General features: G+C 38.2%; 16 protein-coding genes. 12 read left to right on the plus strand and 4 right to left on the minus strand.

What is annotated here, in order from left to right; all coding sequences use genetic code 11:
- From LZ480_RS02680 to LZ480_RS02700, 5 genes are all read left to right on the plus strand, one after another.
- Positions 1-978 carry an alpha-ketoacid dehydrogenase subunit beta gene (locus tag LZ480_RS02680; RefSeq protein ID WP_241367831.1) on the plus strand — a complete coding sequence of 326 codons (978 nt, stop codon included), beginning with the start codon at positions 1-3 and terminating at the stop codon, positions 976-978.
- Between the two features lie 18 nt (positions 979-996).
- On the plus strand, positions 997-2352 hold the full coding sequence (locus LZ480_RS02685; RefSeq protein ID WP_241367832.1) for a dihydrolipoamide acetyltransferase family protein: 1356 nt from the start codon (positions 997-999) through the stop codon (positions 2350-2352).
- Positions 2353-2355: 3 nt separating this feature from the next.
- Positions 2356-3768 carry a dihydrolipoyl dehydrogenase gene (lpdA, locus tag LZ480_RS02690; protein WP_241367833.1) on the plus strand — a complete coding sequence of 471 codons (1413 nt, stop codon included), beginning with the start codon at positions 2356-2358 and terminating at the stop codon, positions 3766-3768.
- A gap of 563 nt (positions 3769-4331) precedes the next feature.
- Entirely contained in the window at positions 4332-4736 is a 405-nt protein-coding gene (locus tag LZ480_RS02695) for a CidA/LrgA family protein (RefSeq protein WP_241368646.1), read from the plus strand.
- Positions 4699-5388 (plus strand): LrgB family protein, encoded by a 690-nt coding sequence (locus LZ480_RS02700; protein WP_241367834.1) that lies wholly within the window; start codon positions 4699-4701, stop codon positions 5386-5388. The genes LZ480_RS02695 and LZ480_RS02700 overlap by 38 nt, the downstream gene beginning before the upstream one ends.
- A 227-nt stretch (positions 5389-5615) precedes the next feature.
- Here LZ480_RS02700 and LZ480_RS02705 read toward each other — a convergent pair whose 3' ends face one another.
- On the minus strand, positions 5616-7085 hold the full coding sequence (locus LZ480_RS02705) for an aminotransferase class I/II-fold pyridoxal phosphate-dependent enzyme (RefSeq protein WP_241367835.1): 1470 nt from the start codon (positions 7083-7085) through the stop codon (positions 5616-5618).
- A gap of 125 nt (positions 7086-7210) precedes the next feature.
- Here LZ480_RS02705 and LZ480_RS02710 point away from each other — a divergent pair, with 125 nt between their 5' ends.
- A complete protein-coding gene (locus tag LZ480_RS02710; protein ID WP_241367836.1) occupies positions 7211-8170 on the plus strand; it encodes an NAD(P)H-dependent flavin oxidoreductase in 960 nt (319 codons plus the stop codon).
- Positions 8171-8194: 24 nt separating this feature from the next.
- On the plus strand, positions 8195-8467 hold the full coding sequence (locus tag LZ480_RS02715) for a UPF0223 family protein (RefSeq protein ID WP_241367837.1): 273 nt from the start codon (positions 8195-8197) through the stop codon (positions 8465-8467).
- 225 nt (positions 8468-8692) lie between these two features.
- Here the strand turns inward: LZ480_RS02715 and LZ480_RS02720 are convergent, their stop codons facing one another.
- Positions 8693-9322 (minus strand): YktB family protein, encoded by a 630-nt coding sequence (locus LZ480_RS02720; protein ID WP_241367839.1) that lies wholly within the window; start codon positions 9320-9322, stop codon positions 8693-8695.
- Positions 9323-9515: 193 nt separating this feature from the next.
- Here LZ480_RS02720 and LZ480_RS02725 point away from each other — a divergent pair, with 193 nt between their 5' ends.
- Together LZ480_RS02725 and LZ480_RS02730 are read left to right on the plus strand one after the other, a co-directional pair.
- Positions 9516-9713 (plus strand): hypothetical protein, encoded by a 198-nt coding sequence (locus LZ480_RS02725; RefSeq protein WP_241367841.1) that lies wholly within the window; start codon positions 9516-9518, stop codon positions 9711-9713.
- Positions 9714-9939: 226 nt separating this feature from the next.
- On the plus strand, positions 9940-10734 hold the full coding sequence (locus LZ480_RS02730) for an inositol monophosphatase family protein (protein ID WP_241367843.1): 795 nt from the start codon (positions 9940-9942) through the stop codon (positions 10732-10734).
- A gap of 63 nt (positions 10735-10797) precedes the next feature.
- Here the strand turns inward: LZ480_RS02730 and LZ480_RS02735 are convergent, their stop codons facing one another.
- Positions 10798-11013, minus strand: a complete 216-nt coding sequence (locus LZ480_RS02735) for a DUF5325 family protein (protein ID WP_241367845.1) — start codon at positions 11011-11013, stop codon at positions 10798-10800.
- A 130-nt stretch (positions 11014-11143) separates the two neighbouring features.
- On the opposite strand from LZ480_RS02735, the gene typA reads away from it, so the two are divergent.
- The 3 genes from typA (at position 11144) to LZ480_RS02750 (ending at position 14186) form a co-directional block, all read left to right on the plus strand.
- Entirely contained in the window at positions 11144-12994 is a 1851-nt protein-coding gene (gene typA, locus LZ480_RS02740; RefSeq protein WP_241367847.1) for a translational GTPase TypA, read from the plus strand.
- A gap of 27 nt (positions 12995-13021) precedes the next feature.
- Positions 13022-13417: a YlaH-like family protein gene (locus tag LZ480_RS02745; protein WP_241367848.1), complete on the plus strand. Its 396-nt coding sequence runs from the start codon at positions 13022-13024 to the stop codon at positions 13415-13417.
- 130 nt (positions 13418-13547) lie between these two features.
- Complete coding sequence (locus LZ480_RS02750) at positions 13548-14186, plus strand: fucose permease (RefSeq protein WP_241367849.1); 639 nt, start codon at positions 13548-13550, stop codon at positions 14184-14186.
- A gap of 69 nt (positions 14187-14255) precedes the next feature.
- Here the strand turns inward: LZ480_RS02750 and LZ480_RS02755 are convergent, their stop codons facing one another.
- Complete coding sequence (locus LZ480_RS02755; RefSeq protein WP_241367850.1) at positions 14256-14459, minus strand: YlaI family protein; 204 nt, start codon at positions 14457-14459, stop codon at positions 14256-14258.
- Between the last annotated feature and the right edge of the window lie 10 nt (positions 14460-14469).

Consider the following 14469-nt stretch of genomic DNA (forward strand, 5'->3'; position numbering starts at 1 on the left):
ATGGCACAAATGACGATGATTCAAGCAATTACAGATGCATTACGTTGCGAATTAAAAAACGACGAGAACGTATTAGTATTCGGTGAAGACGTTGGGGTAAACGGAGGGGTATTCCGTGCAACTGAAGGTCTTCAAAAAGAATTCGGCGTAGATCGTGTATTTGATACACCCCTTGCCGAATCTGGTATTGGTGGTTTAGCAATCGGCTTAGCATTAACAGGCTACCGTCCAGTGCCTGAAATTCAATTTTTCGGCTTCGTTTTCGAAGTAATGGATTCAATTAGTGGTCAATTAGCGCGTATGAAATATCGTTCTGGTGGCACGTATAATGCACCGGTAACAATCCGTTCTCCATTTGGTGGTGGCGTGCATACACCGGAAATGCACTCAGACTCATTAGAAGGGTTAATGGCGCAATCACCAGGCTTAAAAGTGGTGATTCCATCAACTCCGTATGACGCAAAAGGTTTACTGATCGCTTCAATTCGTGATAATGACCCAGTTATTTTCTTAGAGCACTTAAAACTTTACCGTTCATTCCGTGAAGAAGTACCTGAAGAAGCGTACACAATCGAAATTGGTAAAGCAGACGTAAAACGTGAAGGTAAAGACTTATCCATTTTTGCATATGGCTTAATGGTTCATGAGTCTTTAAAAGCGGCAGAAGAGCTTGAGAAAGAAGGCTATTCTGTAGAGGTAGTAGATTTACGTACAATTCAGCCACTTGATATTGAAACAATTATTGCTTCTGTTGAAAAAACAGGTCGTGCAATCGTTGTTCAAGAAGCACAAAAGCAAGCTGGGATTGCAGCGAATGTTGTAGCGGAAATTACAGAACGTGCAATTCTTTCGTTAGAAGCACCTGTATTACGTGTAGCAGCGCCGGATACAATTTACCCATTCCCTCAAGCAGAGGGTGTATGGTTACCAACGTATAAAGATATAATGGAAACTGCGAAAAAAGTTTTAACATTCTAAGAATTGAGGGTGAGAGAAATGGCATTTACGTTCCGTTTACCAGATATTGGAGAAGGTATTCATGAAGGCGAAATCGTTAAGTGGTTTGTGAAACCTGGCGATCAAGTTAAAGAAGATGATATTTTAGCAGAAGTACAAAATGACAAAGCAGTCGTTGAAATTCCTTCGCCAGTAGATGGTACAGTTGAAGAAATTTTTGTAGAAGAAGGTACAGTTGCAGTTGTAGGTGATGCATTAATTCGATTTGACGCACCTGGATACGAAGACTTAAAACTTAAAGGTGACGATCACCATGACGCAAACGAAGCAGCGAAAACAGAAGCACAAGTACAAGCAACTGCCGAGGCTGGTCAAGATGTGAAAAAAGAAGAGGTATCGGACAAAGCGCAAGCACCAAAAGAAGAAACGCCAGCTCCTAAACAAGTAGAGGATGTATCTTCAAATAAACGTATTATCGCAATGCCATCTATTCGTAAATACGCACGCGAAAAAGGTGTAGATATCTCACAAGTAACAGGTTCAGGTAAAAATGGACGTATTGTGAAAGAGGATATCGAGAGCTTCTTAAATGGTGGTGCTCAAATACAAGTAGAACAAGCAACACAACAAGAAACATCAGTTGAAGCTACACCAGCACCAACACCAGCTGTACCGGTTGCTCTTGAAGGGGAATTCCCAGAAACACGTGAAAAAATGAGCGGTATCCGTAAGGCGATCGCTAAAGCGATGGTACATTCTAAACATACAGCACCACATGTGACGTTAATGGATGAGGTGGATGTAACAGAATTAGTTTCACACCGTAAACAATTCAAAGATATCGCAGCAGAGCAAGGTGTTAAATTAACGTATTTACCGTATGTTGTGAAGGCTTTAATCTCGACATTACGTAAATTCCCTGAATTCAACCGTTCGTTAGATGACGCTACACAAGAAATTATTCAAAAACATTATTATAATATTGGTATCGCTGCTGATACAGAAAGAGGTTTATTGGTTCCGGTAATTAAACATGCTGATCGCAAATCGGTATTTGGCTTATCAGCGGAAATTAATGAGCTTGCTGTAAAGGCGCGTGATGGTAAGCTAGCACCGCACGAAATGAAAGGTGCGTCAATGTCGATTACAAACATCGGTTCAGCAGGCGGACAATGGTTTACGCCTGTAATAAATCACCCTGAAGTAGCAATTTTAGGAATTGGGCGTATTTCAGAAAAACCAGTAATAAAAAATGGTGAAATTGTAGCCGCACATGTGTTAGCATTATCATTGAGCTTTGATCATCGCATGATCGATGGAGCGACTGCACAAAACGCTTTAAATCATTTAAAACGTTTATTAAGTGAGCCGCAACTTTTATTAATGGAGGCGTAAAAAATGGTAGTAGGAGATTTCCCAATCGAACTTGATACTCTTGTAGTAGGTTCAGGCCCTGGTGGTTATGTTGCAGCAATTCGCGCAGCACAAACAGGTCAAAAAGTTACAATCGTAGAGCGTGGAGCATTAGGTGGCGTTTGCTTAAACGTTGGCTGTATCCCATCTAAAGCTTTAATTTCTGTAGGTCACCGTTTTGAGCACGCTCAACACTCTGACGACATGGGTGTTGTTGCATCAGAAGTTAAATTAGACTGGTCAAAAGCACAAGCATTCAAAGACGGCGTTGTTAAAAAATTAGTAGGCGGCGTTGAAGGCTTATTAAAAGGAAATAAAGTAGACATCTTAAAAGGTGAAGCATACTTTGTTGATGGTAACACTGTACGTGTAATTGATGGCGATAAAGCACAAACTTATACATTCAAAAACGCTATTTTAGCAACTGGATCTCGTCCAATCGAAATCCCAACATTCAAATTCACTAAACGTGTAGTATCTTCTACAGGTGCTTTATCATTCCCTGAAGTACCAGGTAAATTAGTTGTAATCGGTGGCGGTTACATCGGTACTGAGCTAGGTTCAGCTTATGCTAACTTAGGTTCTCAAGTAACGATTATCGAAGGCGGTAAAGACATCTTAGCTGGTTTCGAAAAACAAATGACACAAATCGTGAAAAAAAGCCTTAAAAAGAAGGGCGTTGAAGTAGTAGTAAACGCATCTGCTAAAGGCGTTGAGGAAAACGAAAATGGCGTTATCGTTACTTACGAAGCAGGTGGCGAAGAAAAGACGGTTGAAGCAGATTACGTATTAGTAACTGTAGGTCGTCGTCCAAACACTGACGAACTTGGTTTACAAGAAATCGGTATCGAATTCGCTGACCGTGGATTATTAAAAGTTGATAAACAAGGTCGTACTTCTGTACCGAACATCTATGCAATCGGTGACATCGTTGCTGGTCCACAACTTGCGCACAAAGCTTCTTATGAAGGTAAAGTTGCTGCAGAAGCAATCGCTGGTGAACATTCAGTAGTTGATTACTTAGCTATTCCAGCAGTATGCTTCACAGATCCAGAAATGGCTACTGTAGGTTACTCTGAAGAGCAAGCGAAAGAAGAAGGTCTTGAAGTGAAAGCTGCCAAATTCCCATTCGCTGCAAACGGTCGTGCATTAGCGCTTAACGCTACTGACGGTTTCGTTAAATTAGTGGCTCGTAAAGAAGATGGCTTATTAATTGGTGCTCAAATCGTTGGTGTTGGTGCGTCTGACATGATCGCAGAAATGGCTACGGCTATTGAAGCGGGTATGACTGCAGAAGATATCGCATTAACTATCCATGCTCACCCAACTTTAGGTGAAATTACGATGGAAGCTGCTGAAGTATTATTAGGCAATCCAATCCACATCGTTTCTAAATAATAAGTAATATTCCAGACTGCGTAGTATGAATTTTGTACTACGTAGTCTTTTTTGTCCAAATTATTGTTCAGTAGTTGGTTCGTTACTAAAAGTGAATGGTTACCAAATTAATTTGGAACTATTGTATTTCACAATGGTTGTTTTTAATTTGATTCAGCATTCATCCCCTACTTACATAAGTGAGGATTGAATGAAAAATATGTAATTCTATTTATTGGGGGCAACCCCCGGCTGAATCAAGTTAAGCCCCAGCGGATGTCACAGATTTTTTAGGGGTGTTTTTCAAGCGAGCTTGAAAAAAATCTGGACCCAATTACGCCGAGGCGTAATTGATTAATAAGCTCCGTTCTACTATTCCAAGAGAACTATGTAATTGCCCACTACAGTCATGCAGGAACGATTTAAATAAATCCAACCAACCCATGTATTGATGAAGAACTAAAACATGAAATAAAGTCGATAAATCAAGAATTTCGTTAGTTATTATCTAAAAATGAAATAGACACATAATTTGAATGGGCGTAAAATGGGACTGTATAAGGGGGGAGATAGTTTTGAATATTGTGCGTACGATTGCTCAAATTGGTATTATCACTGTATTTTACTTATTTGGTCAAGCGATTGTCGATTTTACTGGAATCATTATTCCAGGTAGTATTATCGGCTTAGTGCTATTATGGTTGGCGCTATTCTTTAAGGTATTAAATGTGAAATACATACAAAAGGGAGCTAGTATTTTACTTGCTTATTTAACATTATTTTTTATACCTTCGACAGTTGCGGTAATAAAATATCCCGAATTACTAACGGTTTCAGGTGGACTGCTAATTTTAGCGGTAATTATTAGTACGCTAGTTTCATTAGCAATTACGGGAAAAGTAAGTCAGTTTATTGAAAAGAAAGAGCTGCAAAAAAAGGAGGACAAGTCCGTTGCAACAGTTACTACTAATCCTGTTCATCATAAGTAGTACAGTATTGATCTTTGTGCTACTGAATAAGCTATATTTAAAAGTAGGGCATCCATTTTTGCTCCCGATTTTAACGGCAACGCTTCTTACGGCTATTGTGCTTTTAGTATTTAATATTCCATATGAAACGTATATGGAAGGCGGTCAATGGATTTCAAAAATGCTTGGACCCGCGGTTGTTGCGCTTGCGTTTCCTTTATATAATCAACGCGAATTGATTTTTAAGTACAAGTATTCAATTATTATCAGTATTGTTGTGGCAATGATAGCAGGGCTCATTAGTGTTGCTATGCTACTGATATTATTTGGTGCGAGTCATACATTTTTATTAACTTCTTTTCCGAAATCACTAACAACACCTGTAGCTATGCAGGTGAGTGAAGAAATTGGAGGAATTGCACCGCTAACTGCCGTATTAGTAATGGTAGCTGGTTTTACTGGAGCTATGCTAGGGACAACTGTATTTAAAGTATGTAAAATAGATACTGCGATTAGTCGTGGTGTAGCGATGGGAAGTACCTCGCATGGTGTTGGCCTAACAAGATTAAAAGAATATAGCGATGAGGATTTATCCATTGGGTCGTTATCGATGGGCTTAAGTGCTGTTACCGGGGCATTTTTTATTCCGATACTCGCAATGTACTTATTTTAAGAAAAAAGGGGACATCCCAGAATTACTTCTAGGAAGTCCCCTTTATTTTGAAAATTAATTATTATAATACATATTGCGGATAACTTTTGCAAAGATTCGCTTTATGTCTAAGCTAAAGCGCTAACTCCTTAGACATGTGGTCTTTCCTTCAAAAGTGGTGGAGCGTTTACTTTTGAGTCAGGCCCAAATGTTTGTTGGAGCTGTACAAATATTTTAGTGCTTTTGCTCTAATAAATCGCTTTTCGTTCTTTAATAACGCGGATATTTTGTAATGTGCTATCTTCAGGGCCTTGCACGGGAAGTCCTGCTTCAATATTCATTTGAATGAAGTCGATAGTACTCTGCGTAATTATTTCCCCGGGAATGAATAACGGGATACCCGGAGGATAAACCATGATAAATTCAGCGCAAATATAACCATCTGCCTGAGCTAATGGAATGCTTTCGGTTTGTGCATAGAAGGCATCACGTGGTGTCATAGCAAGTGCTGGAATTTCAGGGATTTTGACATTTGTTTCAGTAATGGTAGCTTCTGAATCAAACGCTTGTGACATACGAGAAAGCGCATTAACAAGCAAGTTAATTTCCTTTTTCGTATCGCCAATTGTTATTAAACATAAGATATTATAAAGATCCGACAATTCTACTTCTAAATTGGCGTTTTGACGTAACCATTCTTCAGCTACATGTCCGGTAATCCCTAAATCCTTTACGCTTATTAAAAGTTTTAAAGGGTCCATATCAAATGTTGCCGATGTACCTAATTTTTCACGACCTACACAATGTATGTGTGGGATTGAGTTAATACGTTTTCGGGCATCCTTGGCTAAACGAATCGCCTCATCTAGTAAATCATAGCCATTTACTGCAAGTTGACGACGTGCTGTGTCAAGGGAAGCGAGTAATGGGTAGGAAGTAGAAGTCGTTGTTAGCATTGAGAATACAGATTGTGCACGTTTTACTGAAACAAGCCCTTCTTTAACATTTAAAACAGAGCTGCCGGTCATAGAGCCACCGAGTTTGTGAATGCTAGTTGCAGCCATATCTGCACCAGCTTGCATTGCTGATAGTGGTAATTCATCATGGAATTTAATATGAACACCATGTGCCTCGTCAACAATAACAGGGATGTTGTGTCCATGTACAATTTCAACAATTCGTTTTAAATCAGCGACAAAGCCGAAGTAAGTTGGATTAATGACTAGAACGGCTTTTGCATCTGGATAGGTGGTTAAGGCACGTTCTACGGATTCAGGAGAAATACCGTGAGAGATGCCAAGTTCTGTATCTACCTCTGGATGAATAAAAATCGGAATAGCGCCCGCAAAAACAATAGCTGACATTATCGATTTATGTACATTCCGCGGTACTATTATTTTATCGCCTGGACCGACGACGGTCAGAATCATCGTCATAATGGCACCACTAGTACCTTGTACGGAAAAGAATGTATGGTCAGCACCAAAGGCTTCGGCGGCAAGTTCTTGCGCTTGTTGAATAACGCCTTTTGGAGCATGTAAATCGTCTAGTGGAGCAATATTAATTAGATCAATTGATAAAACGTTGTCGCCTACGAATTCTCGGTAAGCTGGATCCATACCTTGGCCTTTTTTATGACCTGGAATATGGAACTGAATAGGATGTCTGTTGCGATGCTTTAAAAGGGCATCAAACAATGGAGTCTCTAATTGTGACAACGCAGGTACCACCTCACAATAATGTAATTTTTAAAAACAAATGAATTATAGCACCTTCTAGTGTTGCTGACTATAAAAATTTAGAATAATTTTAAGTAATTTATTTATTAACTGGGGGAATGTATATGAAATGGCAAACGCGTGTGACAGATTTATTGCAAATTGATTATCCAATTATTCAAGGGGGATTGGCCTATTTAGCGTATTCTGAACTTGCTGCGGCAGTTTCAAATGCTGGCGGCCTAGGGCAAATAACGGCAATGAGTTTACCGGATCCGAAAGCATTAAAGGAAGAAATAGGAAAGGTTCGCGGGCTTACAGACAAGCCCTTTGGTGTGAACTTTGCTATTGGAATGCATGGGACTGGCTACGAAAAAATGGTCGAAGTTGCTGCAGAAATGGATGTTCCAGTAGTAACGATAACAGGAGGCAATCCGTCGGCAATTTTTGATATTTTAAAAACTTCACGTTGTAAAAAGCTTGTGCTTGTTGCGGCGAAGCGACAAGCGCAAAAGGCTGAACAATTAGGCGCTGATGCAGTTATGGTTGTAGGACAAGAAGGTGGAGGGCATTTGGGGCGAGATGACGTTGGTACGATGGTATTAGTACCGCAAGTTGTGGATAGTGTATCTATCCCAGTCATTGCTTCGGGTGGTATTGGAGATGGCCGTGGTTGGATGGCTGCGCACGCCCTAGGAGCAGAGGGAATAGAAATGGGTACGCGCTTTATCGCTACGAAAGAATGTGTCCATGCATCGCAACGTTATAAACAAGCATTAATGGAAAGTGATGAAACAAATACGATTGTTATAAAACGTTCAATTGGTGCACCAGCTCGTGTGATTCGAAATGATTTTACAGATCATATATTAGCGATTGAACAACAAACACCAACATATGAAGCATTAAAGTCTTATATTAGTGGTGAAGCGAATAAAAAATTTATATATGAGGGTAATGAAGCACAAGGTTTTGGTTGGGCAGGACAAGTAACAGGTATGATTCATGATATTCCGAGCGTTGAACAGTTAATTCAGCGTATGGTTGTACAAGCGGAAGCATTCCGTATAAAATGGGGACAGTAATTACGTAAAGGTAGGTAACAACAAATGGAATATTCATATCCACTTAATACAGATTGGACAACACAGGAAATGGTCGATGTTGTAAAATTTTTTGAAGTAGTCGAAATGGCTTACGAAAAAGGCGTAAAGCGTGAATTAGTCATGACCCGTTACAAACGATTTAAAGAAATCGTACCATCACAGGCTGAAGAAAAAACAATATGCCGTGATTTTGAAGAAGCAAGTAATTATGTAGCATATCGTGTCGTGAAGTTCGCAAAAGAATTAGCGGATGGCCAAATTGTAAAAATGAAATAATGTGAAAGAGGCTGCGCGAAAAGTAAATACTTCTCGCGCAGTGCTTCGTTCGTGTATTAATTATCCGCTGCAGGCGGTGCTTCTGCGGTGGTCGAAATAAAATTTCTACCATCCTCGGCGCAAAGGGGGTGTCCCAGAATCACTTCTCGGACACCCCCTTTTTTAACATTTTTCAAATTGACAGGAATGTTTGCCAACCTTTTGTGCATAGTAATAATAAATGGTTTAGTTCTTGCAAATAATGATGTTATAGATGGGCATTAACTCATCGAAAGTTTGCTCAACTAAATGTAAAAAGCTTTTTGCTGACATATTTACTGCATCTTCGGCAGGAATATGACGACCTACTAAAAATTCACCCTTCTTTATATCACGTAGGCGAACAATCATTTTTTCTAATTGCGTATCACGTGCTTCTTTCAGCGAGATAGCAGCTGGTTGCATATGATCGCCTGAAATGACATAATCATCGCTTAAATTTTTCACAGAATTGATGTTTAGAAGTAGGCGTTCAGCCAACTCTTGTTTATGTGGTGCTTCATAAATTACAGCAACAACGATAAATAAATGTGTGCCCCAAAGTCCAATTTGAAAGTGAGGTAATGATTTGTAACCGCGTCTATACGGGGCAAATGCTACCCAAGAATCTTTTGGCGGGTTAACTGTACGACGCGCATGCTTTGCAACGTGGGCGAAAAATTCATCGCCTGTTTGTGCGCTGAAATAACTAGAAAAAGTTTCGCCAAGCTCGTGAAATTTAGGGCGAATGATAGAAGTTAATGCTTCCATGCGCTCGTCTAAACCTTCAATTTGGAATACTTGAAAGTCTTCGTTAGACCAATTAACAATACTCATATTTTTTATATTCCTTTCTAATAAATGTTTAATTTTTTAGTTTTTTGGGAAAAAATCAGTTAATAGAAACTTTTTATCATACGAATTTACTTCGCGTAACAACAGTAGTCTTAAATGACTGGAGGTGTTATCCGAAACGGGCGAATTCGCTTAGTGGGAAAAGTTTTATACTAAAGACGAGGAAGTGATTATTATGAAACAGATGATTAAAATTATACGCAAAGTAGACATTGAAAAGCAATATGAAGAAATTTTAATGCTTGAAATGGATTATGAATTAGCGACATTATTTACAGCCATGAATGATAATGACCAATCTGAAATCGACAAATCAAAAAAACGTTTAACTGAAATCCAAGAGGAACTAAAAGGTCTACATGTATATGCTTAGAAAAAAAATGTATCCAAAATAAAAAATCACTTGCAGATATAAGATTGCAAGTGATTTTTTGTTATAATAAAACTATTTAAAGGACAGGATTTTTTAGTGGACAGGTAACTTTGAATTTATTTATGAAAACGACATAGGAAAAAACTTTAATTACGTCATTTTGAGCGAAATGCGTTTTTCTCAAGGTAAAAACAATACGTTTCGTAGTTGGAAGGTGGATGCTAATATGGATATCAAACAAGTGGATGAATTTGCAAAAGAAATAATTTTTAAAGCAGGCCAAAGAATACGTGATGCCTTTTCTTATGATATCGAAATCGAAACAAAATCAAATGCCAACGATTTAGTGACGAATATTGACCGTGAAACAGAATTATTCTTTATCGAGAAAATTAAAGAGTTTAATCCGACACACCGTATTTTAGGTGAAGAAGGTATGGGCGAAAAGGTGGAGAGCTTAGAAGGGGTTGTATGGATTATTGATCCGATTGATGGCACGATGAACTTCGTAAAGCAGCATCGCCACTTTATGATTTCTATTGGTATTTACGTTGATGGGGTTGGAAAATTAGGGTACATATTTGATGTGATGCGTGAGGATTTATTTAATGCGATTGCAGGGGTTGGGGCTTGGTATAATGATTCACCACTACGGAAATTGCAACCACTTAAAATTGAAGAGGCAGTAATCGGCATCAATGCCAATTGGGTAACGCCAAATAAGCGGATTAACCATGAAAAAATCATTGAACTTGTGCGTACTGTTCGCGGAACACGTTCATATGGCTCTGCCGCGATGGAGATTGCGTTTGTAATAAGTGGTAAGCTAGATGCGTATATTTCGATGCGTTTGGCACCTTGGGATATTGGTGGTGGTGTTGTCATTGCCAAAGAGGTAGGAGCCGTCGCAACGAACTTTAATGGGAAGGTTTTTGACTTTTTAACGGCAGACACATTTTTAATTGCTAACCCAGCAATTCATCAATTAATTTTAGAAAAATATATTGAAGAAAAAAAATAGAAAAGGGGTTGTCCGAGAAGTGATTCAAGGACAGCCCCTTTGTACATAATAGCGAAAAAACGATTATAACAAGCCTTTGTCGCGGAATTTGCGTTTTTGTATGAACGCCATGCCGAAAATTGCGCACATCAGAACACCACCAAGTACAACAGTAATCCAACCGATTGTTTCGTATTTATCGCCTGTCATGAAAATAAGTGAAAATGCAAAACCAATGCTAACCATCGATAAGATAGCAGCTAGCGCATAAATAAACATAACGAATTTTGCTTTATTCATCATCTATACCTCCAAAGTTCAATTATTTATGTGACAAAAATGAACATGAATTTTTCTAAAAAGACATTTAATCTTTCTTGTGCTATAATATCACAGTTAAACAATTGAAAAAAGAATATGGAGTGGAATAATGACAAATTTACGTCAAGATATACGTAATATCGCAATTATTGCTCACGTTGACCATGGTAAAACAACGTTAGTAGATGAATTATTAAAACAATCAGGTACTTTCCGTACAAATGAGCGCGTTGAAGAACGTGCAATGGACTCAGGCGACATCGAACGTGAGCGCGGAATTACGATTTTAGCTAAAAATACAGCAGTAAACTATAACGGTACACGTATCAACATCCTTGATACGCCTGGACACGCAGACTTCGGTGGAGAAGTAGAACGTATCTTAAAAATGGTAGATGGCGTTTGTTTAGTTGTCGATGCGTATGAGGGTTGTATGCCACAAACACGTTTCGTATTAAAGAAAGCGTTAGAACAAAAAATTACGCCAATCGTTGTAGTTAACAAAATTGACAAACCTTCTGCTCGTCCATTAGAAGTAGTAGACGAAGTATTAGAATTATTCATCGAGTTAGGTGCAGATGATGACCAATTAGACTTCCCAGTAGTATATGCTTCAGGTGTAAATGGTACGGCATCATTAGATCCAGACCCAGCATCACAAGAAGAGACATTAACATGTTTATTCGAGAAAATTATCGAAACAATCCCAGCACCAGTGGATAACTCAGACGAGCCATTACAATTCCAAGTATCATTACTTGACTATAATGACTTCGTAGGTCGTATTGGTATCGGGCGTGTATTCCGTGGTGAAATTTCAGTAGGCCAACAAGTTTCATTAATGAAATTAGACGGTACAGTGAAAAACTTCCGTGTAACGAAAATCTTTGGTTTCTTTGGTTTAAAACGTGAAGAAGTACAAACAGCTAAAGCTGGTGACTTAATCGCCGTTTCAGGTATGGAAGACATCAACGTTGGTGAAACAGTTTGTCCAGTTGACCACCAAGAAGCATTAACACCATTACGTATCGATGAGCCAACATTACAAATGACATTCTTAGTAAACAACTCACCATTCGCAGGTCGCGAAGGGAAATGGGTAACATCTTCTAAAATTGAAGAGCGTTTACGTTCACAATTACAAACAGATGTATCTTTACGCGTTGAAGATACAGCTTCTCCAGATGCTTGGACAGTTTCAGGTCGTGGTGAGCTTCACTTATCGATCTTAATTGAAAACATGCGTCGTGAAGGTTTTGAATTACAAGTATCAAAACCACAAGTAATTATTAAAGCAATCGATGGTGTGAAATCTGAGCCAATCGAGCGCGTACAAATCGACATTCCTGAAGAAAACGTAGGTTCAATCATTGAATCTATCGGTACTCGTAAAGGTGAAATGTTAGACATGATCAACAACGGTTCTGGTCAAGTACGTTTAATTTTCAACGTACCAGCACGTGGTTTAATCGGTTATACAACTGAATTTATGTCTCTAACAAAAGGTTTCGGTATGATGAACCATACATTCGACCACTATGCACCAGTAGTAGCAGGTAAAGTTGGCGGCCGTCACCAAGGTGTATTAGTATCTATGGAAAACGGTAAAGCAACGACTTATGGTATGATGGGCGTTGAAGATCGTGGTACTTTATTCGTTGAACCAGGTACAGAAGTTTACGAAGGTATGATCGTTGGTGAAAACACACGTGATGCGGACATTACTGTAAACATTACAAAACAAAAACAAAAAACAAATATCCGTTCGGCGAACAAAGACCAAACGAATGTTATTAAAAAGCCACGTATTCTTTCATTAGAAGAAGCGTTAGAGTACTTATCAGATGACGAGTACTTAGAAGTAACACCAGAATCAATTCGTTTACGTAAACAGATCCTTGATAAAGGTGAACGTGAGCGCGTTGCCAAAAAGAAAAAGAACGCTGAATTAGAAGCATAACAATTGGCGTTAATAGGGAAAGGTTGAATGATGTTGAATATGATGGCTGTGTTATCTAGCTATTTAAATTTAGTATTACTAGCAACTGTATCTACAATTGAAAATGATTATGCATTTAATCGTATGTCAGGAATTACAAGATATTTATACGGAAATTTACCAAGCTTCGAAATAGCAGGCTATGTAACATTCGTTCTCGTATTCCTTTTATCGGCTCTTGTCTACAAACTAGGTTTTGCAAAAAAATTATCTATCGGGAAAAATATACTAATTTATACATTTCTATTTGTAGGATGTATTGTTCTAACGTTTTTAGCATTATATTTACCGATGATCGAAGGGTTAATTATTTCGGCTTTAATTTTAATCGTTTATAAATCACGCTTATGGCGCGAAAAACGTGGGGAAGCAAAGCAAGCGTAATTTTTAAGGGGTGGAAAAACAAATTTTGTTTTTCTGCCTCTTTTTTGATGTAAGGGTGTTTGTTTGCGTATGCTTACAATGTAGCAGTATAATTTGTTATTGGAAAATAAATAAAATGGAGTAGAGGATTATGAATTTTACAAAAAAACAAGTATTCATAAGTGTTTTTTTAGCGCTAGTCATTATTTCATGTATTATATTCGTGCCTGCTGTATTATCAGCGAAAAATGAAGATAATGCTGCAGCAGAATTAAGTGAAATTTACAACGATCAATTTGCTGTAACAAAGTCAACAGCTGGTGCGTTTAAGAAAGAATTTGAAGTAACGGTACAATCAGAAAAATCAAAAATCGTTTATGATTTTGACGTAAATGACGGCGAATATAAGGGTGAATATTATGCCGAAAACGTTAACTCAAAAGTAAATGAATTGTTACAGCCAATTGTTGGTGTAGAAAGCCTAGTGATGTCAAATGTATTCCAAGACGGTTTACAACAAGACATTACATTAGATGAAGCAAACGTAGAAAATGCAACAGTGCATATTTTGGTAGAAGAAGATTTATCAGAAGAAACAGCACAGCAAGCCGCCAATACCTTAAAAGCACAATTTGGCGATATTCCAGTATTAATCGAAGTGTATGTCGTTGACGAAGAGAGTATATTTGAAGGGATAAAAACCGAAGTAGGGCAGTTCTTCCAACTTAGCAAAATCAATGCAGAAAGCTTCATTGATTTTAAATTCCATAAGCAGACGTTTAATTATTAATATGCTTTTTGCATAATTGATTAAAATAAAAAGGCGGTGAGCTCTCAACAATTGAGGGCTCATCGCCTTTTAAAAATCTTCATCAAATTTGGATGATGTTCTAAAAAATTGGAATTTTCCTGTTTCAATTCGCTTGTGTGTGTTATTAGTAACTCGGACGTTGCATTCGTCACACATAAACGTATGAATCGGACGATTTCGTAATTTTTTTGCTAAAGGTAAATCATTGGGTAATTCATGTATTGTATCGCAAATGACACATTTTACACGCATAGTGATACCT

Source organism: Solibacillus palustris, assembly GCF_022549215.1.
In the GTDB taxonomy this organism is placed as follows: domain Bacteria; phylum Bacillota; class Bacilli; order Bacillales_A; family Planococcaceae; genus Solibacillus; species Solibacillus daqui.

What these genes read in the sequence shown, in the direction of transcription:
- typA (WP_241367847.1), top strand. Translation starts at nt 11,144, where the DNA reads ATGACAAATTTACGTCAAGATATACGTAATATCGCAATTATTGCTCAC.
- LZ480_RS02755 (WP_241367850.1), bottom strand. Translation starts at nt 14,459, where the DNA reads ATGCGTGTAAAATGTGTCATTTGCGATACAATACATGAATTACCCAAT.
- LZ480_RS02735 (WP_241367845.1), bottom strand. Translation starts at nt 11,013, where the DNA reads ATGAATAAAGCAAAATTCGTTATGTTTATTTATGCGCTAGCTGCTATC.
- LZ480_RS02685 (WP_241367832.1), top strand. Translation starts at nt 997, where the DNA reads ATGGCATTTACGTTCCGTTTACCAGATATTGGAGAAGGTATTCATGAA.
- LZ480_RS02720 (WP_241367839.1), bottom strand. Translation starts at nt 9,322, where the DNA reads ATGAGTATTGTTAATTGGTCTAACGAAGACTTTCAAGTATTCCAAATT.
- LZ480_RS02750 (WP_241367849.1), top strand. Translation starts at nt 13,548, where the DNA reads ATGAATTTTACAAAAAAACAAGTATTCATAAGTGTTTTTTTAGCGCTA.
- LZ480_RS02730 (WP_241367843.1), top strand. Translation starts at nt 9,940, where the DNA reads ATGGATATCAAACAAGTGGATGAATTTGCAAAAGAAATAATTTTTAAA.
- LZ480_RS02715 (WP_241367837.1), top strand. Translation starts at nt 8,195, where the DNA reads ATGGAATATTCATATCCACTTAATACAGATTGGACAACACAGGAAATG.
- LZ480_RS02680 (WP_241367831.1), top strand. Translation starts at nt 1, where the DNA reads ATGGCACAAATGACGATGATTCAAGCAATTACAGATGCATTACGTTGC.
- LZ480_RS02725 (WP_241367841.1), top strand. Translation starts at nt 9,516, where the DNA reads ATGAAACAGATGATTAAAATTATACGCAAAGTAGACATTGAAAAGCAA.
- LZ480_RS02745 (WP_241367848.1), top strand. Translation starts at nt 13,022, where the DNA reads ATGATGTTGAATATGATGGCTGTGTTATCTAGCTATTTAAATTTAGTA.
- LZ480_RS02710 (WP_241367836.1), top strand. Translation starts at nt 7,211, where the DNA reads ATGAAATGGCAAACGCGTGTGACAGATTTATTGCAAATTGATTATCCA.
- lpdA (WP_241367833.1), top strand. Translation starts at nt 2,356, where the DNA reads ATGGTAGTAGGAGATTTCCCAATCGAACTTGATACTCTTGTAGTAGGT.